Origin of the sequence: Flavobacterium sp. (assembly GCF_044357305.1) — a bacterium.
In the GTDB taxonomy this organism is placed as follows: Bacteria; Bacteroidota; Bacteroidia; order Flavobacteriales; family Flavobacteriaceae; genus Flavobacterium.
This window is the reverse complement of record NZ_JBIKPS010000015.1, coordinates 1-15,996: the sequence shown is the minus strand read 5'-3', so window position 1 is coordinate 15,996 and position 15,996 is coordinate 1. Positions and strand designations below refer to the sequence as shown.

General features: G+C 33.6%; 11 protein-coding genes. 4 read left to right on the top strand and 7 right to left on the bottom strand.

Annotated features, from left to right (window positions below):
• Positions 1 to 24 precede the first annotated feature (24 nt).
• The gene (locus tag ACIQ2J_RS10050; RefSeq protein ID WP_396169266.1) at positions 25 to 732 is read right to left on the bottom strand and encodes a toxin-antitoxin system YwqK family antitoxin; all 708 of its coding nucleotides are present in this window, start codon (positions 730 to 732) and stop codon (positions 25 to 27) included.
• 598 nt (positions 733 to 1,330) lie between these two features.
• Between ACIQ2J_RS10050 and ACIQ2J_RS10045 the strand changes: the two genes are divergently transcribed.
• Entirely contained in the window at positions 1,331 to 2,290 is a 960-nt protein-coding gene (locus ACIQ2J_RS10045) for a fasciclin domain-containing protein (protein WP_396169263.1), read from the top strand.
• 72 nt (positions 2,291 to 2,362) lie between these two features.
• On the opposite strand, the gene yidC is transcribed toward ACIQ2J_RS10045, so the two are convergent.
• From yidC to guaA, 6 genes are all read right to left on the bottom strand, one after another.
• Positions 2,363 to 4,261 (bottom strand): membrane protein insertase YidC, encoded by a 1,899-nt coding sequence (gene yidC, locus ACIQ2J_RS10040; protein ID WP_396169261.1) that lies wholly within the window; start codon positions 4,259 to 4,261, stop codon positions 2,363 to 2,365.
• Positions 4,262 to 4,332: 71 nt separating this feature from the next.
• On the bottom strand, positions 4,333 to 5,943 hold the full coding sequence (locus tag ACIQ2J_RS10035; protein ID WP_396169259.1) for a CTP synthase: 1,611 nt from the start codon (positions 5,941 to 5,943) through the stop codon (positions 4,333 to 4,335).
• 230 nt (positions 5,944 to 6,173) lie between these two features.
• On the bottom strand, positions 6,174 to 6,404 hold the full coding sequence (locus ACIQ2J_RS10030) for a DUF3820 family protein (protein ID WP_396169255.1): 231 nt from the start codon (positions 6,402 to 6,404) through the stop codon (positions 6,174 to 6,176).
• Between the two features lie 109 nt (positions 6,405 to 6,513).
• A complete protein-coding gene (locus ACIQ2J_RS10025) occupies positions 6,514 to 6,918 on the bottom strand; it encodes an OsmC family protein (RefSeq protein WP_396169253.1) in 405 nt (134 codons plus the stop codon).
• Positions 6,918 to 8,837: a LysM peptidoglycan-binding domain-containing protein gene (locus ACIQ2J_RS10020; RefSeq protein WP_396169251.1), complete on the bottom strand. Its 1,920-nt coding sequence runs from the start codon at positions 8,835 to 8,837 to the stop codon at positions 6,918 to 6,920. The genes ACIQ2J_RS10025 and ACIQ2J_RS10020 overlap by 1 nt, the downstream gene beginning before the upstream one ends.
• A gap of 94 nt (positions 8,838 to 8,931) precedes the next feature.
• Complete coding sequence (guaA, locus tag ACIQ2J_RS10015) at positions 8,932 to 10,461, bottom strand: glutamine-hydrolyzing GMP synthase (protein ID WP_396169249.1); 1,530 nt, start codon at positions 10,459 to 10,461, stop codon at positions 8,932 to 8,934.
• A 328-nt stretch (positions 10,462 to 10,789) separates the two neighbouring features.
• On the opposite strand from guaA, the gene ACIQ2J_RS10010 reads away from it, so the two are divergent.
• The 3 genes from ACIQ2J_RS10010 to ACIQ2J_RS10000 all read left to right on the top strand — a co-directional run bounded on the left by ACIQ2J_RS10010 (position 10,790) and on the right by ACIQ2J_RS10000 (position 15,685).
• A complete protein-coding gene (locus tag ACIQ2J_RS10010; RefSeq protein ID WP_396169247.1) occupies positions 10,790 to 12,352 on the top strand; it encodes a serine hydrolase in 1,563 nt (520 codons plus the stop codon).
• Between the two features lie 151 nt (positions 12,353 to 12,503).
• Positions 12,504 to 13,343, top strand: a complete 840-nt coding sequence (locus tag ACIQ2J_RS10005; RefSeq protein ID WP_396169245.1) for a helix-turn-helix domain-containing protein — start codon at positions 12,504 to 12,506, stop codon at positions 13,341 to 13,343.
• Between the two features lie 176 nt (positions 13,344 to 13,519).
• Entirely contained in the window at positions 13,520 to 15,685 is a 2,166-nt protein-coding gene (locus tag ACIQ2J_RS10000) for a M43 family zinc metalloprotease (protein WP_396169242.1), read from the top strand.
• The last annotated feature ends 311 nt before the right edge of the window (positions 15,686 to 15,996 follow it).

Below are 15,996 nucleotides of genomic sequence, written 5' to 3'. Positions count from 1 at the left end.
AGGTAAATTTTATTTATTTAGGAACTATTCTTCTTCCCTAGTAATTTCTTTTTTTACAAATTTACGAACCTTTTTGGTAGTCATATTTTCTTTGGTGATTTTGCCATTGGTATTGAATTCCCAAATACCTTCTTTCTTACCTTTAACAAAAATTCCTTTGGCAACCACTACATTATCTGGACCTCTGAAAATAGCAAGACCATCAAATTCACCATTTTTGTAAAGGCTTTCTTCTAAAACAATTCCATTTTCGGTATATTTTTTATACGAACCATCTTTTTTTCCATTTTTATAATTGGCTTCTTCCGCAATTTTTCCACTTGGGTAAGTCACTTTTCGCAAGCCATTTAATTTTCCATTTGTATAATTTTCGGAAGTCATTACTAAAGCAGAGTCTTCATGGTAGTATTTCCATTCGCCTACGTAAAGTTTGTTAACCAACTTGCCTTCGCTTACTTTATTTCCTTTTTGATTATAAAAAATAGAATAACACGAATTGTCTTTGGAGTTGAATTCTCGTGTAGCAATTACGGTTCCTGCTTTCGTATCATCAAAAAACTTAAACATCCCAACTTCTTTCCCGTGTTCGAAAGTTCCTTCGTAACGCGGTTTTTTAGATTGTTCGTAGACACCTTTCCAAACGCCTTGCTTTTTGCCATTGACATCCAGTTGGTTGATTTCTTGTGCAAAAAGCGAAGTGGTGAAAAAGAATATTAGAAGTAAATTTTTCATGTTTTTTTATGCTTTTTAAATTTGTTTGAAAGATAACTCAAAATTGTACTATTTAGTATGACAAAAATAATTCCAAATAGCTTTGATTACCAAATATATATTTATAAATCCATTTTATTTTATCCTCTGATTTAACAGACGGAAAATAGTTCCTAAATTAGAAGTACAGCAAACCTTTACTGTTTTATTAAATGCTGCACCAAGATTAAAAGATGTAAATAATAGAAATTTAAACATCATTACAACTGACATACAGTATACTAGTGGCGTATTTCATTTATTAAACAAAACACTGCTACCATCTTTATAAAGAGTATAAAACAATTAAAATGTAAAAGCTGTCAAAATATTTAGCAGCTTTTTTTGTTTAATTCTATTATTAACAAGAAAAAAACTACAAATAAAATTATGAATTAACATATTTTGTTTAACAATTACAGTATTAAATTAAACGCATTATATCAATATTTAGATAAAGAAATAAAAATTAATTAATTTTAATCATTCAACAAAAAAGTTAAAATTATTATAAATTTTATTTTCTTGTTTATTCATTTTATAAATTTATCAAACAAAATAACTTCAAAAAAAAATTATTATGAAAACAAACAAAACAAAATTAATCGCAATTTTTGCTTTTTTAGGATTATTGTTAATTTCTTGTAGTGATGACGACAATCAAATGCCTACAGTTGACAATACAATTACCGGTATCGCTTCAAATGCAAGTGATTTGACATTATTAGTTAAAGCACTTAAAAAAGCAGATTTAGCTACAACTTTACAAGGCACAGGACCGTTTACCGTTTTTGCCCCAACCGATCAAGCCTTTATCAATGCTGGTTATACTGCATCAGTAATTGACAATTTACCAACTGCAGATATCCCTGCACTTAAACAAATTTTATTAAATCATGTAGTGAGCGGTTCTGTTCAGTCTAGTGGATTAACAAATAATTCTTACATCAAAACTTTAGCAAAAGGAACCGCATCAACAACAAATACTTTAAGTATGTATGTTAACACTACATCTGGTGTGAGATTGAATGGCATGTCATCTGTAATCACAACAACAGCTGGTTCAACATTCAATATCATTGCTTCAAATGGAGTTATTCACAAAGTTGATGCTGTAATTACATTACCAACTATTGTGACACACGCTACTGCTAATTCAAATTTCAGCACACTTGCATCATTATTAACTGCCCAAAATCTTATTACAACTTTAAGTGGTACAGCTAATTCACCGTTTACAGTATTCGCACCATTAAATAGCGCTTTTGATACGGCTACAACAAATTTGTATAGTGGTTTAAGTAGTGCTAAAAAAACAGCTGTTTTAACCTATCATGTAGTTGCAGGAGCGAATGTTTTATCAAATGCAATCCCTACAACACCAATTACAACTTTTGAAACAGGAACATTTACAGTTGCAGGAACAGTTATCACAGACGAACAAAGCAGACAAATAAATATTGTTTTAGCTGATGTACAATGTGCTAATGGTGTTATTCACGCTGTAAATAAAGTACTTTTACCAAATAGTGTGCCTTAATAACATTACATCTTATTAAAAAAGAAAGCCGTTTCAATTTGAAACGGCTTTCTTTTTTAATATAACTTAACTTTATTTTTTTCCAAGTTTCTTTTGTTCTTCTGCCTGTTCCATTACCTCACGAAGTTTCTTTTGAAATTTACCTTCCTTAACTGGTTTGGTTTTGTTTTCTTGGATTTTAGCATGAATTTTATCGCTATCGATAAAGTATTTCTTGATTACTAACATGATTCCGATAGTAATTAAGTTGGACATAAAGTTATACAAACTCAATCCAGAACCATAACTATTAAAGAAAATCAACATCATGATTGGTGAAATGTAAATCATCATTTTCATAATCTTTGTCATATCTGGCATACCTTCTTGTTGTGGTTGCGCCATTTGATTATCACCCGAAGTCATTTTCATATAGAAGAAAATTGCAATTGCTGCCAAAATTGGAAACAAACTAATATGATCGCCATAAAATGGGATATTGAATGGTAATTTAGCTATTTGATCAAAAGAAGATAAATCGTCTGCCCAAAGGAATCCTTTTTGACGTAATTCAAAAGCCGATGGGAAGAATCGAAACGAAGCCATCAAGAACGGCATCTGAATTAACGCAGGAATACAACCAGCCATCGGATTTACTCCGGCCTTGTTGTACAACTTCATTGTTTCTTGTTGTTTTTTTACCGCATCTTTAGGATATTTTTCTCCTAATTCGGTAATTTCAGGACGCAATACTTTCATCTTGGCTTGCGACAAGAACGATTTGAAAGTAATTGGTGACATGGCAATTTTTATCAATATTGTAAATACGATAATAGCCCATCCGTAAGGCATAAAACCTCCTAAAAATCCGAATAATGGGATGAAAATAAATCGGTTGATCCAACCAAAAATACCCCAACCTAACGGGATAATTTTATCCAGATTTTTATCTTCATAGGAGTTTAATGTTTTGTAATCGGTAGGTCCGAAATACCAATTCATTTTATAATCCAATTCGCCATTTCTATAAGCAAGTGGTAAAGTGGATTTGAATTGTTTTGTAAAAACTGTATCTGTTTTTACATCATTTATTAAATCATTTGAAAGAATCTTAGTAGTTTCAAAAGGAACATTAGTCAACAAAACTGTGGAGAAAAAATGTTGCTTGTAGGCAATAAACGAAGTTTTAGTTGGAGTTTCTTCTTTGTCTTTTCCTTGTCCTACATAACTAATTTTTCCATCTTCGTATTCGTAGTAAATCTCCGCATTTTGATTTTCATAAGAAATGCTTTTTTCATTGCGATAGGTTTTTAAATCCCATTGTAAATCGGTAGGTTTTGAAGTATTTAAAGCAGCGCTTAACCCTTGTGAGCGAAGGTCAAAATCTAACATATAATCATTTGGCTTCAACGTATAGTTGTATTCCAAATAAGTAGTAGGCCCCGTTTTCAACTTCATCGATAACACTTTATTCTCACCAACCTGTTTCAATGTTGGTTCAAAAAACAAGTCTTTCGTATTTAAAACGCGGTTGTCTTTAGTTTGTAATGCCAAATTAAAATTGGCATTATTATTTTTAATCAATTCAACTAATTGACCAGAACCTTTACTAAACTTTTCGTATTTTTTTAGAATTGCTTCCGACACATAACCACCTTTGTTAGCGATTGTCATTTTTACAAGGTCATTTTCAAGAACGGTAAAACCTTCTTTTGCTGATGGTAAAGTTGCAGAATATGCAAAACTTCCTAAAGCACCTTGCAATTTTTGCAATTTCAAAGTATCATTAACCGTAGTATCTACTGCTACCGCAGTTACTTCTTTAGCAACGACAGCTTTTGCTTTATTAATTTTGTCTATTTTCTCTTGTTTGGCTTTCTCGGCTTGTTCTTTTTGTGCTGTTTTTTGACTATTGTACATCATCCACATTACGATGAGGAAAATTAAACCAAAGCCAATTATTGAATTCTTGTCAAACTTCTTTTCTTCCATTATACTTTATAATTTATACATCAGTCGACTAAAGGACTGTTTTGTTACCGGCTTTCAATTACGCTGAAAACTTATTTTTTATTTTTCACCATTGCGGCCACAAAGCTAACAAAAATTGGCTGTGGATTTGCAACAGTACTTTTATATTCGGGATGGTATTGTACTCCGATGAAAAACGGATGATTTTTAACCTCAACAATTTCTACCAAACCAGTATCTGGATTGATTCCAGAGCTTATTAATCCTGCTTTTTCTAATTCGGCAGAATATTTATTATTGTATTCGTATCTATGACGATGGCGCTCTTCAATTTGTGTTTTACCATAAATTTGATGTGCCAAAGTACCTTCTTTTAAATCACATTTCCAAGAACCTAAACGCATCGTTCCTCCTTTATCGGTGATGGTTTTTTGATCTTCCATCAAATCGATAACTGGATTGGTAGTATTCGGATTCATTTCGGTAGAATTGGCATCGGCTAAACCTAAAACATTTCTAGAATATTCGATAACCGCCATTTGCATTCCAAGACAAATTCCGAAAAAAGGAATATTGTTTTCACGTGCATAACGAACCGTTTCGATTTTACCTTCAATACCGCGTTCTCCAAATCCTGGAGCCACAAGTATTCCATCAATGCCTACTAATTTTTCAGCAATATTATCTTTATTTACAAATTCCGAATGAATGCTAACCACATTTACTTTGGTTTCGTTGGCAGCACCTGCATGAATGAACGCTTCCAAAATGGATTTGTAAGAATCTTGTAATTCTACATATTTCCCTATCAAACCAACATTAATGGTATGTTTTGGATTTTTCAAACGGTGTAAAAAATCATTCCATTGGGATAAGTCGGGAGCTGATTTTTCGGGTAAATTTAATTTCTTTAAAGCCACAATATCCAATCCTTCTTCAAGCATTAAATTTGGCACTTCATATATTGTAGAAGCATCAATAGACTGAATCACTGCTTCGCGTTTTACATTGCAAAACAAGGCCAACTTTTGACGCAATTCATCGGATATTTCATGCTCGGTTCTGCAAACCAAAATGTCGGCTTTGATACCGCTTTCCATCAACGTTTTTACAGAGTGTTGCGTAGGTTTGGTTTTTAATTCTCCGGCTGCTGCCAAATAAGGAACCAAGGTTAAATGAATAACTATTCCGTTGTTATCGCCTAATTCCCATACCAATTGACGCACTGACTCGATGTAAGGCAACGATTCAATATCACCAACAGTACCTCCAATTTCGGTAATTACTATATCAAAATCACCTGATTTACCAAGCAATTGCATGCGTTCTTTAATTTCGTTGGTGATGTGAGGCACCACTTGAACGGTTTTTCCTAAAAATTCGCCACGACGCTCTTTTTCAATCACTGAAAGATAGACTCTTCCAGTAGTTACGTTATTGGCTTGTGATGTTGGAACATTTAAAAAACGTTCGTAATGTCCTAAATCCAAATCGGTTTCGGCACCATCGTCTGTAACATAACATTCTCCATGCTCGTAAGGATTTAAAGTTCCTGGATCAACGTTTATGTAGGGATCAAATTTTTGGATTGTAGTTCGGTAACCTCGTGCTTGTAATAATTTTGCCAAAGATGCTGCGATAATTCCTTTTCCTAAAGAAGAAGTAACTCCGCCAGTAACAAAAATGTATTTAGTTGGATTCATTGTTTTTTTTTTAGGACAACTATATAGTTGTCCGTACTTGTTGTGTTGTTGTTTTGGTTGTTGTTTTTGGATTTATCCTCTTTGTAGAGTTGGATTTTATCAAAAGTATAAAATCCCGATAAAAACGAGGCAAAAGTACAATTATAAATTGATAATTGATAATTGACAAGGGATAATTAGAGGGAATAATTTTGGGAGGTTTATATAATTATCCAATCTAAAATTCTAAATTATTGTTTTGGGTATTTTTTTTTGATGTTTCGAATCAACTCTTCCAAACCGTTTAATTTTAGTTCATAAATGAGTTGTAATTGTTCGCCAAGTTGCCCTTTCGGAAAGCCTTTATTACTGTACCAAACAACGTAATACTCCGGCAAATCAATAAGGTAGTAGCCCTCGTATTTGCCGAAAGGCATCTTAGTATGCGCTAGTTTGATAAGTGATTTTTGTTGGTCGTCCATTTTAAGAGTATAGAAAAGAGAGAATAGAAAAGAGAGAATAGATGATAGAGAATAGATATACTTACAAAGTCTATATTCTTTGTTCTATTTTCTTTTTTCTTTTTAAAAACTATTTCCAAACAAAACTAATCTCCTTCTTGATATCTGGATGTAAACTATAAAAAACTGGGCATGTCATCGCAGTTCGTTCTAGGATTGTTTTGGTTTTTTCATCGGCAGCAAGATTCATGTTGAAATTTACATGGATCTCCGAAATTCTTCTTGGTTCCGCAGCCATAATCTTAGTTACTTCGGCATTAGAACCGGAGAAATCTACTCCTAAATCTTGGGCTTTAATTCCCATAACGGTAAACATGCAAGAAGCTAAACCATTAGCAACGCTATCTGTTGGAGAGAAAGCTTCCCCTTTACCATTATTATCGGTTGGCGCATCGGATATTATTTCGGAACCCGATTGTAAATGAATAGAAGACGTTCTTAAACCTCCTAGATAAGTTACCTTTGATGTTGGCATTATTGTGCTTGTTTTATGGTTAAATCTTCGTCGTAGTATAAGATGTAAATTCCGTTATTGGCATATCCTCCCGAAAGTTTTTTGGCATAATCAAATTTGCTTTCAATTTGCTCGGAAGCATTTGCATTAATACTGTCTTCAAAGGTTTGCCCTTGGGATAGACGCAACATCGTATCAAAAGTCAAATCAAAACCACGAATGGCATATTGGTTAGGGAATATTCTGTTTTTCTTTTTGTATGCTGAAGCAAATTGTTGGGCTTCTTCCGTTTCGTTTTCTTTGGATGCCGATGGATAAGCCATTTTTAATTTGGTTAATCGGGATAATGCAATTTCTTCAAAATCTAAGGTTTCGTTAGGTTCCAAAATCACCAATTGCACTTGGTAATCTTTCATGGCGCTTTGCATGGTGTTGGTAACGGTAAAAATAACGCCCGTTTTTTCGGAAACTAGAATTACATAATTCATTCTATCTTTAACAAAATATTTTTTGATGCTATCGGCTACAAATCCACCTTTACTATTTATTCCAACCACCTTTACATCCTTTTGGAAATCTTGAAGGTATTGCTTGATTGCCATTTTTTTAGGATCAACAACTGCTATTATGTTGCCATTTTTAGCATGCATATAATCGAACATTGCATTTTTTATGGCATCGTTTTGAGGCATCGATTGGTATAAATTCTTATAGGATTTTCCTTCATCTTTAGACAATGGCGAAATCACTGGAATATTTTGATTCTCCAAAGCACCTGCTACTTTTTCTACATTTACTTGGTAAAATGGTCCGATTACGGCATCGGTATTGGCAAAATCACTATTTGAAATTACCGATAAGGCGCTTGTGGTATTTTTAGTTTCTTCGGAATCGTATATTTTCACCTCAATATTTAATCCTAAAACTTTAGCAGAATCAATTGCCATTAAAGCCCCCGAATAAAAATCGAGGGTCATGTTTAGGAATTTATCTTTTTTCAAACGTTCGGAAACCGAAGTAAGGGAATCGTTTTGAATTTTAGAAACATTAAAAGGCAAGAACAAGACCAACTGTTTTTTCTGTTGGTTGGAAATTGATTTGGATAAATCTTTCAAACCGTTTTTGGTTTCTTTGGTAAACGAAAGATTTGCAGGAACTTTTAAAACCATTCCTTCTTTAACGCCTTCTTTTAAATCGGGATTTAATCCAATTAAGGAGGCTTCGGATAAATTAAAAAGATGCGTCAAACTGTATAACGTTTCTCCAGATTTAACGGTATATTCTAATAAATCAATTGCTTTTGCATGGGCTTTTTCTTGTACTCCCATGGAAATTGGAGCTGTATTATTAGTCTTAGCAGCATTGATTTTTAATATAAATCCAAGAGAAAGAGTATCTTTAATCTCTGGATTTTGTTTTTCAAGTTCTTCTACGGTAATACCAAATTTCTTAGCAACACTGTATTTTGTATCTCCTGAAACTACTGTATAAGAAGAATACATTTTGGTTCCCACTGCCATTTTAGGTGGCTCTTCGTATTTAATGATTTTTAAAATCTGTCCCGGTTGCAAGCCGTCTGTTTTTAAGAAAGGATTCGCTTCTTGAAGATCCGAAATTGCTACATTGTATTTATTGGCAATACTATAAAGAGTCTCTTTAACTAAAACTTCGTGTGTTTTTGTATTGGATTCCTTTGCTTTTGGCGGAACGGGTTTCGAAACTACTTTCCCAACATTATTCGGAATTAACAAAACCGTATTGGGTTGGATTCCTTTTTGAGAATCGGGGTTTAACTTGTAAATATCATACGGAGTTACTTTGTATTTCTGTGCGATAGACGGAATAGTTTCCCCTTTAGCAACGGTGTGCTTGGTATAATTCTGCCCAAAAATCGAAGCCGAAATTAGAAACACAAAAATGTAAATAACTCTTTTAAACATGTTTTTTAAATTAAATTCCAATAAAAAAAATCCAAATTCCAAAATCTAACGTAACTAATTCATTTTACTGAACACTTGAACACTGATCACTAATCTACTCCCATTCAATAGTTGCAGGCGGTTTCGAACTGATGTCGTACACTACTCTATTGACTCCTCTTACTTTATTGATAATCTCGTTGGAGATTTTCATCAAGAAATCGTAAGGCAAATGTACCCAATCGGCAGTCATTCCGTCGGTAGATTCTACTGCGCGAAGGGCTACTACTTTTTCATAGGTACGCTCATCGCCCATTACTCCTACACTATTTACGGGAAGAAGGATTGCTCCTGCTTGCCATACTTTGTCGTACAATCCGTGGGATTTTAATCCATCGATGAAAATGGCATCTACTTCTTGCAAGATACGCACTTTTTCGGGAGTAATATCTCCTAATATACGAATCGATAATCCTGGTCCTGGAAATGGATGACGGCCTAATAATTCGGCATCAATTCCTAAGGTTGCTCCTACTCTTCGCACTTCATCTTTGAACAACATTCGAAGTGGTTCTACAATTTTTAGTTTCATAAAATCGGGTAACCCTCCTACATTGTGATGTGATTTTATGGTTGCTGATGGTCCTTTTACCGAAACGGATTCTATAACATCGGGATAAATGGTTCCTTGTGCCAACCAAGATACGTCTTCAATAATTTTCGATTCATCGTCAAAAACTTCAATAAAAACTCTACCAATTATTTTACGTTTGGTTTCGGGATCGTCTACTCCAGCTAATTCGCTTAAGAAACGATCGGAAGCGTCAACTCCTTTCACGTTCAAGCCCATGTCTTTGTATTGGTGCAATACACTTTCAAATTCATTCTTGCGCAGCAATCCGTTGTTAACGAAGATGCAATATAAGTTTTTACCGATGGCTTTGTGCAATAAAACTGCCGCAACGGTCGAATCTACTCCGCCGGAAAGTCCGAGAACTACTTTATCGTTTTGGACTTTTTCTTGCAAATCTTTTACGCAATCGTCTACAAAAGCATTGGGAGTAAAGTTTTGAGGTACCTCGGCAATTTTGACTAAGAAGTTTTCTAGAATTTGTTTTCCGTCGGTGGAATGGTATACTTCGGGATGGAATTGAATGGCATAAGTTGTTTCGCCTTCAATTCGGTAGGCTGCATTTTCTACATCGTGGGTACTAGCAAGCTTGACGCCATTGGTTGGCAAATGCTTAATGGTATCACTGTGGCTCATCCAAACTTGCGAATTAAGGTTTACATTTTCAAAGAAAACTTCGTCTTCTTTAATGTAATTTAAATTTGCTCTACCATATTCTCTAGTGTTGGAAGCCGCGACCTCACCACCTGAAAAATGTGCCAAATATTGTGCTCCATAGCACACTGCAAGCAAGGGAAATTTGCCGCGAATGTGATCTAAATCGATTTGCAAAGCGTCTTCGGAGCGCACCGAGTAAGGGCTACCACCAAGAATTACTGCTTTGTAAGACGATAAATCGGTTGGATAATGATTGTAAGGGAAAATTTCGCAGAATATATTTAATTCGCGAACGCGTCGGGCAATAAGTTGTGTGTATTGCGAGCCGAAATCTAAAATAAGTACGTTGTGTTGCATGTGCAAAAGTATAGTTGTGTTGTAATTTATTGATTTTCAAATAAATAAAAATAACTTTGATGAAAGTGGGATAAAAAGTGAGAAACTTTTTTTCTTATAAATTTTTAATTTCTGCAAATGTAAGTAAAAAAGAAATTATTATCTTACTTCATATTCTGATGAAAACATAACAAATTGAGATAAATAAAAATATCTTTATAAAAATTTATAAATAAACATTATGAAAATGAAAACTTTACTAATCTCATCCATTGCAATTTTGTAATTATTCACTTATGCCCAAAGTGCTATACCCCTGATTTATTTACAATTTTAAATACTAATTATCATGAGAAAAAAGTCCATATTGCTGAAATATTTGTTTTTGATTTGTCTAGCCCCATCCCTAATTTTTGCTCAACTATCCTCCCCACAAATTGATTCGTTAGTGGCTGTTGCTTTGGTGAAATTTAAAGTTGCAGGAGTGGCTGTTGCAGTTGTGAAAGAAGGAAAAGTAATTCACTCAAAAGGATATGGCATATCGGATATAAATACTAAAATAGCTGTAAATGAAAATACTAATTTTCAAATAGCTTCTAATACCAAAGCATTTACAACAACAGCATTGGCCATTTTGGAAGAAGAGGGCAAACTTAAATGGACAGATAAAGTAATAGATCATATTCCTGAATTCAAAATGTATAATGATTATGTTACCGAGAATTTTAATATCCAAGATTTATTAACCCATCGTAGCGGACTGGCATTGGGTGTTGGCGATTTGATGTTTTTTCCAGATGGTTCCGACTTTACAATTAAAGATGTAGTAACCTGCTTTCAATATTTTAAACCTGTTTCAGCCTTTCGAACAAAGTTTGATTATGATAATTTATTATATATGGTGGCAGGAGAAGTAATTGCAAGAGCCAGCGGTATGAGTTATGAATTGTTTGTACAAAAGCGAATTATTGAACCATTGCAAATGAACAATTCGTATGTTGGTTATTTACAGAAAGACAAAAGCAACTTGGCAACGCCACATTCATCTGAATCGGGCTCCATAAAAACAATAGATAGTTATGACATAGGAATGGCAGATGCAGCCGGTGGCATATTTTCTAATGTTACAGATATGTCCAAATGGATGATGCTGCATTTAAATAAAGGAAAGTATGGTATTGATTTAAAAACGCCATTGTTCTCATTAAAAAACCATAATGAAATGTGGCGAATACATACAGTTTTAGAAACGAATCCTAATCCAAGATACAATTCCCATTTTAACGGCTATGGCTTGGGCTGGGTATTAACAGATGTGGTAGGCAAATTTGAAGTGTCTCATACTGGCGGATTGCCCGGAATGCTTTCTATAGTAACAATGTATCCCGATTTAAATTTAGGCATTGTGATTTTAACCAATACTGAAAATGGTGGAGAAGCACTTTTTTCATCCCTTACGAATACCATTGCTGACAGTTATTTAGGTTTGGACGATTATGCTTGGATAGATAAAATGTTGGCGTGGAGTAATGAGGATAAAAATGAGGAAGATAATGTCACAAAAAAAACGTGGGAACAAGTTCAAATGGCGAAAAAAATTGAAGTGAAAAATGAAAACTATATTGGAATATATGCGGACAAATGGTTTGGAAAAGTAGAAGTGTTTGAAAAAAACAAGCAATTATGGATTAAATGTTATCGTTCACCAAAATTAAATGGCCCGATGGCTTTTTTTCAAGAAAACAGCTTTGCCATAAAATGGGAATATCAAGCAATGAATTGTGATGCACTGTCAATCTTTTCATTGGACGAGACAGGAAAGGCAACATCTATTAAAATGAAAGGTATTTCACCAAATATTGACTTTAGTTTTGACTTTCAAGATTTAGATTTGAAAAGAATTGACAAATAAGACAAGCTTTAGAAAGTACTTAATTGTTAAAGACAATAGTAGCTTATGTTTTTTTAATACCTATATTTTATAAACAACTGGGTTATTTATTATAATTTTACTAGATGCTAATGCCTATTTTTGATTCAAACTAATTATAAGTGAAACGAATATGAAATTTCGATTAATTAATCATAAAACAAAACCACTCTCAGCAAAATACTTGACTGATGTTTATGATTTGTCCAATGGAAACAATGAATTTATTTACTGTTGTGTTCCCAATGGAGAATTATCAATTACGGTTATTTTGGAAGGTGACTGCCATATAAAAACAGACAAGGGTTGGCAAAGACAGCCGAACGTTCATCTTTACGGGCTAATTGATAAAGTTCAATTACTGAAAATGAGTCCTAATTACCGTGAAATTTCAATTGGTTTCTATCCACATTATCTTCAATTGTTTTTAAATGACGCTCTACTTTCGACTAATAAAACTAATGGAACAGATTTGTTTGATTTATTTAAAAAAGAGGAAGTTAATAAACTCTATGAGAATTTATGTCAATGTAAAAATGACGAAGCCTTAATGGACAAAATAGAATTGTTTATGAAAGACAATCTGCTTATTGAATCATTGGACAAAAGGATTTCAGCAGCACATCATTTAATTACTAAAGAAAATATTTATAAGGTTGATAACATAAGTTCAATCTTAAACATTACACCTACCACGCTACGAAATCTTTTTAATCAACATGTTGGGATTTCGCCCAAAGACTTGATCAAGATTCATCGAATTAAAAAGGCGTTAGACTTTCCGTTAACTTGCGAAGAATCTCTAACTCAAGTTGCCTATCATTTAAACTATTTCGACCAAGCTCATTTCTGTAAGGATTTTAAAGATTCAATAGGTATTTCTCCTAAAAAGTATTATTTAAATAGTCAACTCTATTCCGATTTTTCCGATTTTCAACATTGGCGCTTTGATAGTTTTGGAAATATAATTTAATAAGGGATTAAACTCTTTAAATTATTAATAAGATTCAAGAAGACTTTCTCCTCAATTCGGTAAATTTTAACTCCCTTTCGATTTTTACAATTTTTTATTAATCTGCCATAATATTTTTGTCGCTTAGTCTGAACTAATATGACAAGTATGGTTTATTAATCTTAAAATTTAAAATTATGAAAAAAGTAATACTATTTACATTTTCTTTTTCTTTTTTGTTTTTGTTTTCTATTGTATCCGCTCAAAAAAAAGAATGTGGCAGTATGGAATATCTTGAACATTTAAAAACTCAAGATCCACAATTAGGAAATAAAATGTTGCAAAATGAGCAAGCAATACAAAACTGGATTCAAACTAATGCGACCAATAAATCTAAGAAGAACACGATCATAACTATTCCCGTTGTTGTTCATGTAGTTTATAAAAATCCAACGGAGAATATTAGTACTGCACAGATTTTATCAGCAATAGCTATTATAAATAAGGATTATAGAAGATTAAATGCGGATGCTTCAGCAACTCCTCCTGTTTTTGCAGCAGTAGCAGCAGATTGTGAAATCGAATTTTGTCTTACCACAACAGATCCAAATGGAAATGCAACATCTGGTATTACTAGAACTGCTACTAATGTAAGTGGTTTTGATCCTGGAACTTCTAATGGGGTAAGTTACTCAGATGATGCAGTTAAACATACATCACAAGGGGGAATTGATGCCTGGGATACCACAAAGTATTTAAATATTTGGATTTGTTATTTACCTAATCTTAACGGTTATTCGACATATCCTGGTGCTCTCGCTAATATTGATGGTGTAGTTGTTGATTATACAAGGTTTGGTGATATTGGCACAGCAGGTGGTAACTCTTTTATAATAAAAACTGTATCGCATGAAATAGGACATTGGTTAAGTCTAAAACATATTTGGGGCGATGTTACTGGACAAACCTCTAATTGCGGTGATGATTATTGTAATGATACGCCAACAGAGTCATCCTCAACTTATGGATGTCCTGCATTTCCATATAATGAATATAACGCATGTAATTCAGGAGCTAATGGTGAAATGTTTATGAATTATATGGATTATACAGATTGCAGGAATATTTTCACAGAAGATCAAAAATCCAGAATGATAGCTACTATAAATACATTTAGATCTGGCTTACTTAATTATGTATGTGAGCCGGGAGTTGTATATGGCTGTACTGACCCTTCAGCTTGTAACTATTCGGCATTAGCTACTGTTAATGTTGATTGTAATTATACTACCTGTGCAGGTTGTATGGACGAAACTGCATATTCTTACAATCCATCAGCTACTATAAGTAATACTGCTGCTTGTTTGTTCTGTGATGTTGCAGCTTCAACAGTAGTTGTTGATGCAAGTAGTACAAGCGCACTAGATGGATCTGTTGATTTATCAGTGACTGGATGGAATTGTATGACTCCTACTAGTTTAGCTTCAAACTTTGGAACAGCTTCTGGCTCAAGTGGAATAATGTTCAACATGAAAAACACTTCTTTAAATCCATTAACTATTACAGGAATTTCTCAAGGTAGTTATGGTTCCTTCTTTGGTTCAGCTACCAGTTATAGTATTTACTATTATCCTGGTTCGTATGTTCCTCATTGGTCGAATCAAAATGGTTGGATCGCAGTTGCTACTAATGCAAGTGGAACAGTTCCATCTGGAGGGACTTTATCTGCACCTGTATATAGTGGCCCAATTCCAATGACAGCAGTGACTATACCAGCCGGCGCAACATACGGTTTTTATTTAGGTCTTAATGGAATATTGACCTATACAATTGCTACTGGAGTAGCTGGTTTGACTCCTTGGGGAAGTAATGGGGAACTTACAATTACGCTTGGACGTGGTGGTGATTTTCCAAATCCACCAAATTCGCCAAGGGCACCTCTTATTAAAGTTCATTACGGAACTAATGCTTCCACACTTAGTTATCAATGGTCTAATGGTGCAACAACCGAAGACCTTACTGGTGTTGCTGCAGGAACTTATTCTGTAACAGCTACTGATTGTAATGGTTGTACAGTTTCTAAAACAGCTACCGTAGGTGCGGTTTTAGGTTTAAACGAGGCGAGTTTCAATACTATTTTTATATCTCCGAATCCAGCAAAAAACCAAATCACTGTAAAAGTAGCTGCAATATTAGTAGGTTCTGATTATATAATTTATGACATCTTAGGTAAAATCATACTTAAAGGCAAATTAAATTCAGAAAACACAATTATTGAATTAGGTAACTTATCGAGTGGTATTTATTCGCTCACTATTGCTGATGAGAATTTGAAGCAAACATTTAAAGTGATAAAAGAATAAATAAACGTAAAATTCTTTAAAAGAAATATGAAAATAACCAAATCAATCAAGCAAAACTCTAAAAAAATTAGTAATTAAAAACAAAAAAAAATACTGTTTACACTATCGTAACTATTGTATTTATTGCAAGCTCACAAGCCAAAAATGTAACTATTCTTGATGCTTCTAATGGCAGTATTTAGGTTTTAGGTTTTAGGTTTTAGGTTTTAGGTTTTAGGTTTTAGGTTTTAGGTTTTAGGTTTTAGGTTTTAGGTTTTAGGTTTTAGGTTTTAGGTTTTAGGTTTTAGGTTTTAGGTTTTAGGTTTTAGGTT